Origin of the sequence: Vibrio sp. Vb2131, from assembly GCF_033338535.1 — a bacterium.
Lineage (GTDB): Bacteria > Pseudomonadota > Gammaproteobacteria > Enterobacterales > Vibrionaceae > Vibrio > Vibrio alginolyticus.
The window spans coordinates 324537-340143 of the sequence record NZ_JAWOSW010000002.1 but is presented as its reverse complement, the minus strand read 5'-3'; the positions used below and the strand labels follow the sequence as shown (position 1 = coordinate 340143).

The 15607-nt window shown below is 45.1% G+C and carries 15 protein-coding genes; 9 read left to right on the top strand and 6 right to left on the bottom strand.

The features are described 5' to 3' along the window. Nucleotides 1-41: 41 nt before the first annotated feature. The 6 genes from R7E38_RS03675 to R7E38_RS03650 all read right to left on the bottom strand — a co-directional run bounded on the left by R7E38_RS03675 (nucleotide 42) and on the right by R7E38_RS03650 (nucleotide 6271). Nucleotides 42-1010, bottom strand: coding sequence for an alpha-L-glutamate ligase-like protein (locus R7E38_RS03675; protein WP_005378387.1), 969 nt, complete (start codon nucleotides 1008-1010; stop codon nucleotides 42-44). Between the two features lie 3 nt (nucleotides 1011-1013). Further along, on the bottom strand, nucleotides 1014-2519 hold the full coding sequence (locus tag R7E38_RS03670) for an inactive transglutaminase family protein (RefSeq protein WP_005378389.1): 1506 nt from the start codon (nucleotides 2517-2519) through the stop codon (nucleotides 1014-1016). 11 nt (nucleotides 2520-2530) lie between these two features. Next, on the bottom strand, nucleotides 2531-3277 hold the full coding sequence (locus tag R7E38_RS03665; protein WP_005378391.1) for an ATP-dependent zinc protease: 747 nt from the start codon (nucleotides 3275-3277) through the stop codon (nucleotides 2531-2533). A gap of 276 nt (nucleotides 3278-3553) precedes the next feature. Next, nucleotides 3554-4525 (bottom strand): tRNA 5-methoxyuridine(34)/uridine 5-oxyacetic acid(34) synthase CmoB, encoded by a 972-nt coding sequence (cmoB, locus tag R7E38_RS03660; RefSeq protein ID WP_005387902.1) that lies wholly within the window; start codon nucleotides 4523-4525, stop codon nucleotides 3554-3556. A gap of 81 nt (nucleotides 4526-4606) precedes the next feature. Next, nucleotides 4607-5344 (bottom strand): carboxy-S-adenosyl-L-methionine synthase CmoA, encoded by a 738-nt coding sequence (cmoA, locus tag R7E38_RS03655; protein ID WP_017635063.1) that lies wholly within the window; start codon nucleotides 5342-5344, stop codon nucleotides 4607-4609. Between the two features lie 93 nt (nucleotides 5345-5437). Beyond that, nucleotides 5438-6271: a DUF72 domain-containing protein gene (locus R7E38_RS03650; RefSeq protein ID WP_226082847.1), complete on the bottom strand. Its 834-nt coding sequence runs from the start codon at nucleotides 6269-6271 to the stop codon at nucleotides 5438-5440. Between the two features lie 306 nt (nucleotides 6272-6577). Between R7E38_RS03650 and aspS the strand changes: the two genes are divergently transcribed. The 9 genes from aspS (at nucleotide 6578) to ybgE (ending at nucleotide 15445) form a co-directional block, all read left to right on the top strand. After that, nucleotides 6578-8356, top strand: a complete 1779-nt coding sequence (aspS, locus tag R7E38_RS03645; protein WP_005378401.1) for an aspartate--tRNA ligase — start codon at nucleotides 6578-6580, stop codon at nucleotides 8354-8356. A gap of 142 nt (nucleotides 8357-8498) precedes the next feature. Next, nucleotides 8499-9245, top strand: coding sequence for a YebC/PmpR family DNA-binding transcriptional regulator (locus R7E38_RS03640; RefSeq protein ID WP_226082849.1), 747 nt, complete (start codon nucleotides 8499-8501; stop codon nucleotides 9243-9245). 92 nt (nucleotides 9246-9337) lie between these two features. Continuing rightward, the gene (ruvC, locus tag R7E38_RS03635; protein WP_005387909.1) at nucleotides 9338-9859 is read left to right on the top strand and encodes a crossover junction endodeoxyribonuclease RuvC; all 522 of its coding nucleotides are present in this window, start codon (nucleotides 9338-9340) and stop codon (nucleotides 9857-9859) included. Between the two features lie 67 nt (nucleotides 9860-9926). Next, nucleotides 9927-10538, top strand: coding sequence for a Holliday junction branch migration protein RuvA (gene ruvA / locus R7E38_RS03630; RefSeq protein ID WP_005378313.1), 612 nt, complete (start codon nucleotides 9927-9929; stop codon nucleotides 10536-10538). 285 nt (nucleotides 10539-10823) lie between these two features. Next, nucleotides 10824-11828, top strand: coding sequence for a Holliday junction branch migration DNA helicase RuvB (ruvB, locus tag R7E38_RS03625; RefSeq protein ID WP_005378312.1), 1005 nt, complete (start codon nucleotides 10824-10826; stop codon nucleotides 11826-11828). Nucleotides 11829-12289: 461 nt separating this feature from the next. Then, the gene (gene cydA / locus R7E38_RS03620) at nucleotides 12290-13876 is read left to right on the top strand and encodes a cytochrome ubiquinol oxidase subunit I (protein WP_005378311.1); all 1587 of its coding nucleotides are present in this window, start codon (nucleotides 12290-12292) and stop codon (nucleotides 13874-13876) included. A gap of 17 nt (nucleotides 13877-13893) precedes the next feature. Then, a complete protein-coding gene (gene cydB / locus R7E38_RS03615) occupies nucleotides 13894-15030 on the top strand; it encodes a cytochrome d ubiquinol oxidase subunit II (protein ID WP_005387923.1) in 1137 nt (378 codons plus the stop codon). Between the two features lie 12 nt (nucleotides 15031-15042). Continuing rightward, nucleotides 15043-15150, top strand: coding sequence for a cytochrome bd-I oxidase subunit CydX (cydX, locus tag R7E38_RS03610; protein WP_000270284.1), 108 nt, complete (start codon nucleotides 15043-15045; stop codon nucleotides 15148-15150). Next, complete coding sequence (gene ybgE, locus R7E38_RS03605; RefSeq protein WP_005378304.1) at nucleotides 15143-15445, top strand: cyd operon protein YbgE; 303 nt, start codon at nucleotides 15143-15145, stop codon at nucleotides 15443-15445. Before cydX ends, ybgE begins: the two co-directional genes overlap by 8 nt. Nucleotides 15446-15607: the final 162 nt, after the last annotated feature.

Sequence of the window (15607 nt, the reverse complement as noted above, 5' to 3'; positions counted from 1 at the left end):
GACAATTACTGGCGAGTAATAACGAACATTATGTCGGAGGGTTAGAACAACGGCTTCACACCGAACTGCTCTGCCGCGTAAGCGACGCGTTCAATCGGTTTTGGATACTCAGCAGGTGTGCCAAGGCTCTCTATGTGTTTCAAACGAGGAAGCAAGCCTGCACCATTAGCGATTTGGATTGCCAGACCAGGGCGAGCGTTAAGCTCTAAAACCATAGGTCCTTCATCTTTATCCAGCACCATATCCGTACCCATGTATCCCAAACCTGTCATTTCCCAGGCACTTGACGCAAGCTCCAGCAAGCGCTCCCAATGCGGTACTTGAAGGGTCGAAAGGTCTTTACCTGTATCAGGGTGATGAGTAACTGGATGATCGAACTGCACCGCTCTGACGGCTTTACCTGTCGCGATGTCAATGCCTACTCCTACGGCACCTTGGTGAAGGTTTGCTTTGCCGTCGGAAGCCGCTGTAGAACAGCGCATCATCGCCATAACTGGATAACCTTTAAATACGATGATCCGAACATCTGGTACGCCTTCATAACTGAAGCCATCAAAACAGTCATCAAACTTGATTAAGTTTTCAACCACAGCAACGTCATTTTTACCACCAAGAGAGAAAAGGCCAGCAAGCGCATTACTAATGTGACGCTCGACCTCATCCCTACCAATTGTAGAGCCGGAGGGTTTGGTATATACCCCGTTTTTGTGAGACGTAACAACCAGAATGCCTTTACCGCCACTACCTTGTGCAGGTTTGATTACAAAACCAGGCCAGTTCTCAACCATTTTGTGGATAGTCTTAACTTCAGCTTGGTTGTGAATAACACCGATCAGGGCAGGAACTGTTGCTCCTGCTGCCTGTGCAATAATTTTGGTCTTTAGCTTGTCATCGACAAGTGGGTATTTAGAACGATCATTGTAACGGCCAATATAGCTGTGGTTACGCTTGTTCATCCCCATAATGCCTTTATGGCGAAGCTTAGACGGCGAAGTAAAACTTTCGAACATCGTTTAGTCCTCCGCTAGTGGTTTGAAGCGTCGTAGCTCAGTGAGGCGGTAACCTGTGTAAGTACCTAGTAATAGAATACCGGCCAGAACAATCAACTGTAGACCAATGAAGTTAAAGGTTAAGTGTTGAATGTATGAGTTCGTCATTGCAAGGTAAACTAATACCGCTGTCAGCAATGAACCACCACCTTGCAGAGCAACTTCCTTCGCACCTTCTTCTTCCCATAGGATTGACATACGTTCAATCGTCCAAGACAAGATGATCATAGGGAAGAAGGTAATTGTTAGGCCTTCTGTTAAGCCCATTTTAAACGCAACAACGGTGAACACCGAGATGATCATAATAACGGTAATAATGACCGCAGATATCCTTGCTACCAGCAATAAGTTCAACCTAGACAAATAGCTTCGAATAATCAGGCCTGTACCTACAATTAGCAAGAAACCGACAATACCCGTTAATAGTTGAGTTTGAACAAAAGCAACGGCAATCAACACCGGCATGAAGGTACCGGATGTTTTCAGGCCGATAATCACACGCAAGAACACAACGATCAGAGCACCAATAGGGATGAGCATGATGGTTTTGAACATCGCTTGCTCTTCCAAAGGTAAGCTATGAATTGAAATATTCAGTAATCCATCTGCTTCTATTTTGTTGTTTGTAGCTTGTTGTGGTGTCATTTCTTGCTTAATCATCGAGAAATGCACTTGGCTATTTTTACCACCAACAAGGTCAAGTAAGGATACGTTTGATTCATCCCACACTAACAAGTTGGGTTTCACTGCTTTTTGTTCGGATTTTGGCGAAAACAGTACCCAATCTTTACCTGACCAAACCTGAACCATTGGTTGAATTGTTTGGCGTCGACGACCATCTTCTAGTTCGATAACACCGACGGTTTTGCTTTGTATACCTGCGGTAAGCAAAATATTATGCAGTGCATCAGTACGGCTGAAATCGTTCAGTAGTAGCGACGAGTTTTGGCTATCTGGGTCATTAAGCGCTTTGATAAGCTCACGAGTAAACGTCACATTATCGGCTGAGCGACTCATCGCACGTTCGATAAGGGCATTTGCCGCTGCTGCTTGTGGTGCTGATAGCGTTGGTGGCGTAATGTCTTCCGTTGGCGGTAAAGGAGTGACTTTAGCCTGAGGGTCTACTAAGAACTGGGCTTTGTAGTATATGGTTTGTGGCCCTTGAGCTTGGCGAATTGACCATTCTGCACGACGGCCTGAATCGTCATTGATGTAGGAAACGCCATAACCTGATGAGGAAGCAGATTCACCGATAAGTGTGTAACCACTTTGTGTATGAGGTGCTGCAAGTGACGCTTTTACTTCGTTGCCGTTAGCATTGAACTCAATACGAGCTTCTACATCCCACACCTGGCGAGTTTCGCCTGGCGTCCAAGGCACGCCGTAGTTTTCATGTCTGAAAACACTCAGAGCAATGCCCGCAATCACCAATAAGATGATAGAAAGGTAAAACGGTATTTTTGACGTCATAATCTACCTTATTATTTTTTATCTTCGTCCGTTTGGATATAGGTACGACTTACATCGACAAGTGCTATGTCGCGCATAAATTCTCTACCCAGTAAAATAGGATGGTTCATATGTGAGCGATCTGCCAACGTAAATTGCGCTTTTTCATGAATTTTTCCAACGCGCACCCAAAGTTCTACCACAGCGCGGCGTTCTAACTCTTCACTGGTAACCTGGCGGATTTTGACGTAGCGAATGACAGGAGCTTCGATCCAAGTACTTTTCTCTTCTTCGGATTTACTGGTGTCTGCTAAGTGGAATCGGACCCATTTTTTGCCATTTCTTTCGAACTCTTCAATATCAACGGCATTTAAAGACGACGTCGCAGCACCAGTGTCGATACGTGCATCAAAAGTTTGCTTAATCGACTCTACCGTGACCTTTTCGATAGAGCCAAGGACAATATCGTGAGTTGGGGTTGGTTCCACAGGAGCGGGAGATTGGACAATAATCGGCTCTTTCGGTTTTTTTACTTCTGCCATTGCTTCATCGCGAAATGTAAGAAGTTCAACCTGTAGTTTATCGACTTGTTCTTCAAGGCTGTCGATATAGTCCGATTGGTTGCTGAGCTGTAGCTCTAGGTTGGTAATGCGATTATTGACATTCGCTTCTGAATTTTGAATCGCCGCTAACGTTTCTTGGTGGTACTGTTCGCCTTTGGTTAGTGAGCATCCAGATAGTAAGGCGATGGCAACAATCGGGGTCAATCGTAATAACATTGAAAACCTTGGGATTGGATTAAGTTGTTTATTTTTTAGGAGTTTAGCTTATATCGATAAAGCCTCACAAGTAAGAATGTTTCTCTATTACTTATTGTTTGAGGAATAGTGATGAAAAGCCAAAAATCAAGGACATAAAAGCGCATCCTTATTTAGAGCGTGCTTATATTTTGACGTGAAAAATGGATTCAAAAAACAAACTCGCTCATTACGAGGAAAGAGGGTAATGTCTTAACTCGTAAAATGAGTTAAGACAATGTCAGGAATCTCAGCGAATTATGATTTGCGAGCGACAAGAACCGCGCGGCGAGGGGCAGGATAGCCTTCTACAGTTTTGCTTGGGTCGTTCGGATCTAAGTAGTCAGGTAGAGAGTTATGCGTCATCCAATCTGTGGTACGTTGTTCGTCTACGGACGTGATGTTTTCATCAACGATACGAACATCTTCAAAACCGACCAATTCTAGCCACACTTTTAGGGCTTTTGCTGAAGGGAAGAAATAGACATTACGCATTTGCGCGTAACGAGAAGTCGGGACCAGTACTGCATTCTCATCACCTTCAATCACGAGTGTTTCCAATACGAGTTCACCACCAGATACCAATTGATCTTTTAGTTGCACTAAATGATCGAGAGGCGAGCGGCGATGGTAAAGCACGCCCATGCTGAATACCGTATCGAACGCTTCTAACTTAGGTAGTTGTTCAATGCCCAATGGCAGTAGGTGTGCACGTTGGTCATCGCCCATTAGTTTACGAATTGCTTCGAACTGAATCAGGAACAGGTGAGATGGATCGATACCGACAGTTAAGCGTGCACCTTCGCCTAGCATGCGCCACATGTGGTAGCCGTTACCACAACCTACATCGAGTACGCTGCGATTCTTTAATGGTGAAATATGCGGAAGCACGCGGTCCCATTTCCAATCACTGCGCCACTCAGTATCAATATGGATGCCGTGTACGTGGTATGGGCCTTTGCGCCAAGGATGGAATGTACGAAGTAAGCTTTCTAGCTTTTTAAGTTCCCCTTGAGGCATCGGCTCATTGTTTGAAATCGTGACAGAATCAACAATGTCGATGTTGTCCGGCCTACCCGCTGGGATTTTGTTCAGGGCTTTCAACCAGCGACCAAAGTCACCGTGCTCTGCATTTTGCCAATCCGTTAGCTGTTGTGGAAGCACATTAAGCCAAGGTTGAAGACGGGTGTCTTGTGCAATCAATTGGTAGAAATTTGCAAAGTTAAACATAGTTAGTTAATCGCTGAGTTGATGGGTATAAATTATTAACAAAAGCCGAAATCGGCATGGTTCAGGCTTTGTATGCATGGTCTATTTAATCGCGAACATGGAGCCGAAGTTAAAGCATTGGAACCAAACATCGTAGCTAGAAAAGCCAATTTTAGCGAAACGCTCTTTATGCTCTTTCTTTGAATCTGGGCGCATTACATTTTCTATCGCGCTGCGCTTTTGGCTGATTTCTAGTTCGCTATAACCATTCGCACGTTTAAAGTCGTGGTGAAGGTCAATTAATAGTTCATTCGACACTTCATCTTCGAAGACGAATTTCTCAGATAGAATCAAAATGCCGCCCGGACGAAGGCCAGCGTAAATTTTTTCGAGCAAGGAGTAACGATCTTCTGGAGAGAGGAATTGCAAAGTGAAGTTCAACACCACCACTGACGCGTTTTCAATTTCGATATTGCGAATGTCTGCTTCTACTACATCCACAGGAGTGTCACTGCGGTAAGCGTTGACGTGAAGTTTACAACGCTCAACCATCGCCGGAGAGTTGTCCACTGCGATGATTTGGCAACCTTCTTGTTTGATATGGCGACGCATAGACAATGTTGCAGCACCCAAAGAACAGCCAAGGTCATAGATGTTTGAGTGAGGTTTTACAAAACGCTCTGCCAGCATACCGATTGCAGAAATAATATTGCTGTAACCCGGTACCGATCGTTGAATCATGTCAGGAAATACTTCCGCTACGCGTTCATCGAACGTGAAATCCCCAATTTTATCGATTGGAGCCGAAAAAATAGTATCTGGATTGCTCTTAGGGTTCATAACTAAGTCTCTGCATACAAGCCGCCTGAAAATGTCAGGCACCAAAAAAGGCGCGTATTTTATGGGAATTTCGCGCCTCTGTCATGTGTTGCGTTAGAACATCTGTAACTGCGAGTTGCCATCGTCAGCTGGGAAAGGTGCTAACTCAGGGAGCGTGATACGTTTTTGTATGTCTTTATACAGGTTTGCAGCCAACTCTGGCGCAATTATATTGTCTGCGGTATGGATCATGACATATGGCTGTTTACCTTCGGCAATCCATTGTGGCAACTTGTTGAGCCATGGTTTAAAAAACTCGTAATTTTGCTGTTCTTCTGGATGACCAATAAAGCGAATCAAAGGGTGTGAAGCGGTAGCAATGGCGTGAACAGGGACTCGTGGTTTTTTCATTTGCGCATCAATGATCGCCTCATTGTCGGGCTTAGCGGCAAAGACTGGGCGGCTATCCATAATAATACGGTCAATATTATTCTCTACTAACCATTGGTTAAGTGCTCGCTCTTCTTCGCCTTTGGAGAAAAACGCCATATGGCGAACCTCAACACCGAGAGGGAAGTTAGGTGGAAAGTTCGCACAGAACTTTTTCAGTCGATCAAGGTGCTCAGGACCAAATGCGGCTGGTAATTGAATTGTCCATTGGCCCACACGGTCATGCAAAGGCTCCATGACTTTCATGAAGTCTCTCAGTTGTTCGCTGCAACCTCTTAGCATTTGCTCATGAGTGATGGCTTTAGGAAGTTTGAAAGTAAAGCGAAAATCATCGTGGGTTGCGGCTCTCCAGTTTTGCACTGTATTGAGCGTCGGTGTGGCATAAAATGTCGTGTTGCCTTCCACGGTATGAAACACTTGCGCATACCTTTCTAAACGTTCAGCGGGCTTTGTCCCGCTGCCGTAAAAACTTTGTTGCCATTGGTTGTGTGACCACATTGTCAATCCAAGTCGAAGAGGTAAGTTATCCATTATTCTTTACTGCTTGCTACTCGTGTGAATACTTTACGAGAGTTTTGCTGAAATAGGTAATTTCACGCTATAATCCTCCCCAATTTTTTCGCTTTGGTGCGCTTTTGAACATTTGTTGTACTAAAAAGCACCAGTGAATGATAAAACACACGTAATTGTATGTTGAGTAGTCGATTTTCGTGGACATTCAGCGTATAACTGAATCTTTACTCTGCTTAGCAATGAGGCTGACAGAGCGTAGTTAACAACATTTGAGAGATTGGGAATTTCATTATGCGTACCCATTACTGTGGTCACCTGAACAAGTCCCTTGCAGGACAAACTGTAGAACTTTGCGGCTGGGTTAACCGTCGTCGTGATTTAGGCGGTCTTATTTTTATTGATATGCGAGATCGCGAAGGTATCGTTCAGGTAGTTGTTGATCCAGATATGGCGGATGCGTATGAAGTGGCGAACACACTTCGTAATGAATTCTGTATCAAACTAACGGGTGAAGTGCGCGTTCGCCCAGAGAGCCAAGCAAACAAAGACATGGCAACAGGTGAAGTCGAGATCCTTGCGAAAGGTCTTGAAATCATCAACCGTTCTGATGTTCTGCCTCTAGACTTCAACCAAAAGAACTCTGAAGAGCAACGCCTGAAGTACCGTTACCTAGATCTACGTCGTCCTGAAATGAGCGACCGCATCAAGCTACGTGCTAAAGCGTCTAGCTTTGTTCGTCGTTTCCTAGATGACAACGGCTTCCTAGACATCGAAACGCCAGTACTAACAAAAGCGACACCAGAAGGCGCTCGTGACTACCTAGTACCTAGCCGTGTTCACAAAGGCAGCTTCTACGCGCTTCCTCAGTCTCCACAGCTATTCAAACAGCTTCTAATGATGTCTGGTTTTGACCGTTACTACCAAATCGTTAAGTGTTTCCGTGATGAAGACTTGCGTGCTGACCGTCAACCAGAATTCACTCAGATCGATATCGAAACGTCATTCATGACGGCTGACCAAGTTCGTGCAACGACTGAGAAAATGGTTCGTGAAATGTGGCAAGAGCTACTAAACGTTGACCTAGGTGAATTCCCAGTAATGCCGTTCAGCGAAGCGATTCGTCGTTTCGGTTCGGACAAGCCAGACCTACGTAACCCACTGGAACTAGTAGACGTTGCTGACCTAGTGAAAGATGTTGAGTTCAAAGTATTCTCTGGCCCAGCAAACGACGAAAAAGGCCGTGTTGCCGTTATTCGCGTTCCAGGTGGTGCATCTTTGACTCGTAAGCAAATTGATGGCTACGGTGAATTCGTTGGCATCTACGGTGCGAAAGGTCTAGCTTGGATGAAGGTTAATGACCGTGCAGCGGGCATGGAAGGTATCCAATCTCCAGTCGCTAAATTCCTAAATGAAGACGTGATCAACGGCATTCTAGATCGTACTCAAGCGGAATCTGGTGACATTATCCTATTTGGCGCTGATAAAGCGGGTATCGTTGCAGAAGCAATGGGTGCGCTACGTCTGAAACTAGGTAAAGACCTAGAGTTAACGGATGAGTCTGCATGGGCTCCACTATGGGTTGTTGACTTCCCAATGTTCGAAGAAGATGACGAAGGCAACCTACACGCGATGCACCACCCATTCACATCGCCTCTAGGTGTGACTGCAGAAGAGCTAAAAGCAAACCCTGCTGCGGCAAATTCTAACGCTTACGATATGGTTCTAAATGGCTACGAAGTGGGCGGCGGCTCTGTTCGTATCCACAACGCAGATATGCAAGAAGCCGTATTTGATATTCTAGGCATCACACCTGAAGAGCAACAGCTTAAGTTCGGCTTCCTGCTTGATGCGCTGAAATTCGGTACGCCTCCACATGCTGGTCTTGCATTTGGTCTAGACCGTCTAGTAATGCTGCTATGTGGCACAGAGAACATCCGTGATGTTATCGCGTTCCCTAAAACAACAGCAGCGGCGTGTCTACTAACAGACGCACCAAGTATTGCGAATCCAGCAGCGCTAGAAGAGCTAGCAATCGCAGTAACTGCAGCGAAAGAAAAAGACGCAGAATAAGCGCACAACATTTGAAGAAAACTCCCGCAACTGCGGGAGTTTTTGTTTAAATAAACCCAAGAAACTTCCAAAGCAATTTCCCAAGCAACGCTTTTAGAACATGTTTTGTTATTAAGCGTCAAAATACATTAAAAGGTGAATTATGGCTGGTCATAGTAAATGGGCGAATATTCGTCACCGTAAAGCAGCGCAAGATGCGAAGCGCGGCAAAATCTTTACTAAATTAATCCGTGAAATCGTTGTTGCGGCAAAAGAGGGGGGCGGTGAGCCAGAAAATAACCCACGTTTGCGAGCAGCAATTGATAAAGCACTGTCTAACAACATGACACGTGACACTGTCAACCGCGCGGTCAGCCGAGGTGCTGGTGGTGAAGGCGACGACAACATGGAAACCGTGATCTATGAAGGTTATGGTCCAGGTGGTACGGCGGTCATGGTCGAATGTATGACGGATAACCGAAATCGTACGGTATCTGGCGTACGCCATGCATTCTCAAAGTCAGGCGGTAATCTGGGGACGGATGGTAGCGTCAACTATCTTTTCGACAAGAAAGGCGTGATTTCATATGGCCCAGGTTTAGATGAGGATGCGGTAATGGAAGTAGCATTAGAAAGTGGTGCTGATGACATTGAAACGGCAGAAGATGGCTCGATTGATGTCTACACGGCCCCAGGTGACTTTGGATTCGTAAAAGATGCCCTTGATGCCGCAGGTTTTGAGGCAGAGAACGCGGAGGTGTCGCTGATCCCATCTACGAAAGCAGATTTGGACGCGGATACTGCGCCAAAACTACTTCGTTTGATTGACGCTTTGGAAGATCTGGACGACGTTCAAGAGGTTTATCACAATGGTGATATCTCTGACGACGTTGCGGCTACGCTAGATTAAACTCAAGGTGTCGGGAGCGGTATTTGCTCCGAAGTTAGCAAGTAATAATAAAAAGACTGAGGCCGAATTAGGCCTCATTTTTAGGAACATTCATGTCAATTATTTTGGGCATTGACCCAGGTTCGCGCATTACCGGCTATGGGGTCATTCGTCAAAATGGACGCCACTTGCAATACCTTGGTAGTGGCTGCATTCGTACTTCAGAAAAAGAACTTCCGGGTCGACTTAAACAGATTTATGCAGGCGTCACGGAAATCATTACCCAGTTTCAACCGGATGTTTTCGCGATCGAGCAAGTGTTTATGGCCAAAAACGCGGATTCAGCGCTAAAACTTGGCCAAGCTCGTGGCAGTGCAATTGTTGCTGCGGTGAATGCGGAGTTGCCGGTATTTGAATACGCGGCTCGTCTTATTAAGCAAGCTGTCGTCGGCACTGGTGGCGCGGACAAAGCGCAAGTTCAGCATATGGTTCAGCAGATGCTTAAATTGCCCGCCAAGCCTCAAGCGGATGCGGCCGATGCTTTAGGTGTGGCGATTTGTCATGCCAATACTAACAAGACTCTCGTTGCCTTAGCGGGCAAAGCAACCAGTGCCAGAAAAGGGCGATATCGATAAAATTAACTGGATGTCTATCCAGTTCTTTATTATCCTGTCGCAAATTCATTTCCAAAGAGTATTTATAGTGATTGGACGTCTTCGTGGCATACTGATTGAAAAGCAACCACCTGAAGTATTAATTGAAGTTAATGGCATTGGCTATGAAGTCCAGATGCCAATGAGCTGTTTTTACGAACTGCCAAATGTTGGCGAAGAAGCCATTATTTATACTCACTTTGTTGTCCGTGAAGATGCGCAATTGCTATACGGTTTCAACACGGTAAAAGAACGAGCACTTTTCCGTGAAGTGATCAAAGCCAATGGCGTTGGTCCTAAACTCGGTCTTGGTATTCTCTCTGGTATGACAGCAACGCAATTTGTTACTTGTGTGGAACATGAAGACGTTTCTACACTGGTTAAGCTTCCAGGCGTTGGCAAGAAAACCGCAGAGAGATTGGTTGTTGAAATGAAAGACCGCTTGAAAGGGTGGGGCGCTGGCGATCTATTTACACCATTTACGGATGCTGCTCCTGCGGATTCTGGTGCGACATCCAACAACGCGGAAGAAGAAGCAATCAGTGCGCTTCTAGCTCTAGGTTACAAGCCGACTCAAGCGTCGAAAGTGGTATCTCAGATCGCTAAACCGGACATGAGCAGTGAGCAAATGATCCGTGAAGCTCTAAAATCAATGGTGTAACGCTGGTTGCACAGTGAACATTTGTTCAAGATAACTCATTCTCTAAGGTTAATGCCAATCGCTTAACGATGTTTTTGTGTCATTCCAGCGAGCCTGGCGAGAGTGGGAATCTAATAGCAGCACGCTGAGCGGTTAATGAAACAATTTGACCATAAATCGCTCGGATAGAAGATCCTGTATCACGCTCCTTCGTCGCTGTACAGGATGACGAGATATAGAAATATGCCACTTGCTGTTAAACGAGCGGCATTATTCTCTCAGGTAACCATTTTTCAAGGTAAAAAGATGATTGAAGCCGATCGTTTAATCGCGCCAGAAAACCCTGCCTTTCGTGATGAAGATGTCATTGATCGTGCTATTCGGCCAAAAAAATTAGCGGATTACCAAGGTCAGGACCATGTCCGTGACCAAATGGAGATCTTCATTAAAGCTGCTCAGTTACGTAGCGAAGCACTTGATCACCTTTTGATTTTTGGTCCCCCAGGTTTGGGTAAAACCACACTTGCGAACATCGTTGCCAATGAAATGGAAGTGAACATTCGCACTACTTCAGGCCCTGTACTTGAGAAAGCAGGCGATTTGGCCGCGCTGTTAACCAACCTCGAAGAAAACGATGTGTTGTTCATCGATGAGATTCACCGCTTGAGCCCGATGGTTGAAGAGGTGCTGTATCCGGCGATGGAAGATTATCAACTGGATATTATGATCGGTGAAGGTCCGGCCGCTCGTTCTATTAAGATCGATTTACCACCATTTACGTTAATTGGTGCGACGACCCGAGCGGGCTCTTTAACGTCACCATTGCGCGACCGCTTTGGTATTACTCAGCGCCTTGAGTTTTATAAGATAAAAGACCTCCAAGATATCGTGCAGCGAAGCGCGGATTGTTTAGGTTTATCAATGGAACCTGAAGGTGCATTGGAAGTGGCAAGACGTGCGCGTGGCACACCACGTATTGCTAACCGTTTGCTACGCCGTGTTCGTGATTATGCGGAAGTAAAAGGCAATGGTCACATTTGTGCCGATGTTGCCGATAAGGCGTTGAATATGCTTGATGTGGACGCCGAAGGCTTCGATTACATGGACCGTAAGCTACTACTCGCGATTATGGAAAAATTTGGTGGTGGTCCGGTCGGGCTCGACAACATGGCAGCGGCGATAGGTGAAGAAAAGGACACTATTGAAGACGTTCTTGAACCTTATCTTATTCAGCAAGGTTATTTACAACGCACTCCGCGTGGAAGAATCGCGACAGATCGTGCGTATTTGCATTTCGGAATTGAAAAATAAGATTCCCTCGCTGGGCCTTTGTTGCCCAGCGCTTCATTAAAGTTGACCAAACTCACATTTTTTGAATTTTTTCTCATACTGGTTTAGTAAGTAAAAAGCATTGATTGTTAACTCGATGTTTGCTTGCAACTGGTTAATTTCTCTCCTGATTACTCTCTCTTAACATCCGTATCCAATACTGGTTGATCTAGATCAATGTGATGGATTTTTGTGCAAATTCCGCGCATAAACATTGATGTATATCAAAGCGCGTTACGGCTATAAACCTTTTGAAACAATCTGTTTTTACAAGTAATATTAGCCCCAGCTATATTAGCTGATGCTTAACAATTAACTAACCAATGAAGCACATTTTTGCAACAATGAGTTGTGATAATTCAACATTTTTCAAGTGTAAATAACACCTGAATATGGATTGCAATATGTAGAGAGTGTCATTCAGCCGACACATAGGAGTTACCATGATTGACGTAGTTGATCTATCGCGGTTGCAGTTTGCACTGACAGCGATGTATCACTTCCTATTCGTACCATTGACCCTTGGTATGGCCTTCCTTCTGGCCATTATGGAATCGATGTACGTAATGACGAACAAGCAAATCTATAAGGACATGACCAAGTTCTGGGGTAAGCTATTCGGTATTAACTTTGCACTTGGTGTGGCGACAGGCCTTACCATGGAGTTCCAGTTTGGTACGAACTGGTCTTACTACTCCCACTATGTAGGTGATATCTTCGGTGCACCGCTAGCGATCGAAGCACTTGTCGCATTCTTCCTGGAGTCAACTTTTGTTGGTCTATTCTTCTTCGGGTGGGATCGTCTATCTAAACGCCAACACTTAGCGGTTACCTGGCTTGTGGCACTAGGCTCTAACTTCTCCGCTCTTTGGATTCTTATCGCAAACGGCTGGATGCAAAACCCAGTAGGCGCAGATTTCAACTTCGAAACCATGCGAATGGAAATGGTGAGCTTCTCTGAGGTTGTACTAAACCCAGTTGCTCAGGTTAAGTTCGTGCATACGGTTGCTTCTGGTTACACTTGTGGCGCAATGTTTATTCTAGGCATCAGTTCATACTACCTATTAAAAGGTCGTGACATTGCGTTTGCTCGTCGTTCGTTTGCTATTGCTGCTTCTTTCGGTATTGCAGCTATCTTATCTACCATCGTTCTTGGTGACGAATCTGGCTACGAGCTTGGTGAAGTTCAAAAAGTGAAACTCGCTGCAATTGAAGCAGAGTGGCACACTGAACCTGCACCTGCCGCATTTACGTTATTTGGTGTTCCTAACCAGGAAACGATGCATACCGATTACGCAATTAAGATCCCTTACGTAATGGGTATTATCGCGACACGCTCTTTTGATGAGCAAGTAACAGGTCTTCGTGATTTACGTGATGAACACGTCGATCGTATTCGTGACGGCATGTACGCTTATGAACTTCTAGAGAAGCTTCGTGCGGGCGACAAGTCAGAAGAAAACATGACTGCGTTTGATGAAGTGAAAGGTGACCTAGGTTACGGTCTACTTCTAAAACGCTACACAGACAATGTTGTTGATGCAACAGAAGAGCAAATCCAAGCTGCTGCGGACGACTCAATCCCAACAGTATGGCCGCTATTCTGGTCATTCCGTATCATGGTTGCTTGTGGCTTCATCATGTTGTTTGTCTTTGGTGCGGCGTTTATCCAAACGTGTCGTCAGAAGATTGAACAGAAACAATGGATTCTAAAAGCTGCACTATTTAGCATTCCACTACCTTGGATTGCAATTGAAGCGGGTTGGTTCGTCGCTGAGTACGGCCGTCAGCCTTGGGCTGTAGGTGAAATTCTACCAGTGCATGTTGCAGCTTCTGCGCTAACTGCAGGTGAAATCTGGACTTCACTCTTCGCAATTCTGGCGCTATACACGGTATTCCTGATTGCAGAAGTTTACCTAATGTTGAAATTCGCTCGTAAAGGCCCAAGTAGCCTGAAAACGGGTCGCTACCACTTCGAGCAAAATGCTGACTCTGTTGAAGACAAAGTTAGTCGCCAAGTAGAAGCGTAAGGTAAGGAGATAACAAGATGTTTGATTACGAAATCTTGCGACTCATCTGGTGGGTACTAATCGGTGTTCTACTAGTTGGTTTTGCAGTAACAGACGGCTTCGATATGGGTGTAGGCGCGCTTGTACCTATCATCGGTAAAAACGACACGCAACGTCGTGTCATGATTAACTCAATTGCTCCTCACTGGGATGGTAACCAAGTTTGGCTTATCACTGCTGGTGGTGCACTGTTCGCAGCTTGGCCTTTGGTTTACGCAACGTCATTTTCAGGCTTCTACTTAGCGATGATTTTGACACTAGCAGCGCTATGGCTTCGTCCTCTTGGCCTAGACTACCGCTCTAAAATCGAAGATCCAAAATGGCGCAATAGCTGGGATATCTGTATCTCAATCAGTGGTTTTGTTCCGCCAATCATCTTTGGTGTAGCGTTTGGCAACCTTCTACAAGGTGTACCATTCCAATTGAGTGAGTTCTTGATGCCAACATACCATGGCTCATTCTTTGGTCTACTAAACCCATTTGCACTGTTGTGTGGTCTAGTAAGCTTGTTCATGATTTTGATGCAAGGTTCTACTTGGCTACAAATGAAAACAACAGGCGAAGTGCATGTGCGTGCGCGCAACGTTGCTCAGTTGGCTGGTTTACTGACGGTTGCTGCGTTTGTAGCGGCTGGTTTCTGGATCCAAAATATCGATGGCTACGTCATTGTTGGCGGTATCGACACTAACGCAGCTTCTAACCCTCTAAACAAAGAGGTTATCCGTGAAGCTGGTGCGTGGATGAAGAATTTTGAAAACTACCCATTACTATGGGCTGCTCCTGTACTAGGTGTTGCAATGCCGCTTCTCGCTGTATTGGCATCTCGTCTTGAAAAATGTGCGATTTCGTTCATTACTTCAAGCTTGGGTGTTGCTGGTGTTATCTTTACTGCAGGTTTTGCGATGTTCCCATTCATCATGCCTTCAGACTTAATGCCAAGCCACAGCTTAACAATGTGGGATGCAACGTCATCTGAGCTGACTCTGAACCTAATGACAGGCGTTGCGTTTGTTATGGTGCCAATCATCCTTGGCTACACATCTTGGACTTACTACAAGATGTTTGGTCGCCTTGATGACCAGTACATTGAAGACAACAAAAACTCACTTTACTAAGGAGCATTTACTATGTGGTATTTCGCATGGATTCTAGGTGTACTACTTGCTTGTGCATTCGGTATCATCAACGCTCTTTGGCTAGAGCACTCAGAAATGATGGATAAAGACAGTGAGTAACCTCGCTGATAAGGTAGCGAAACTTCACGCACCAATGGATAAGACTCTGCTACGAGTCTTATCTCTCATCCTTGGCTTTATGCACGTAGGATTGGTGATGTGGGACCCTGAAGCTTACCATCAAGCAATTGGTGGTTTTAACTCAATCATCGCACCAGCACTGATTTGGTCTGTATGTTCAAGCATGGTGTATGGGGTGGGCTTCAAGCCAAGAAACTGGTACTGGCAAGTTTTGTTTAGTCCTTATTTCTCGTTAGCTATCTTAATTTATCTAACGGCACTTTATTTCATTTAGGCTGAAATATGCTGTAATAAAGTCGGTTACTAAATCATCGAATAAAAGCTAGGTATCTCGCCTAGCTTTTATTTTTTCTACAAATTTCAAAAATATTTCCTTAGCTCGGTACCAATTGCTGTCGCTTCAGTTATAGTAATTACTTTAAAGAATTGAATATAT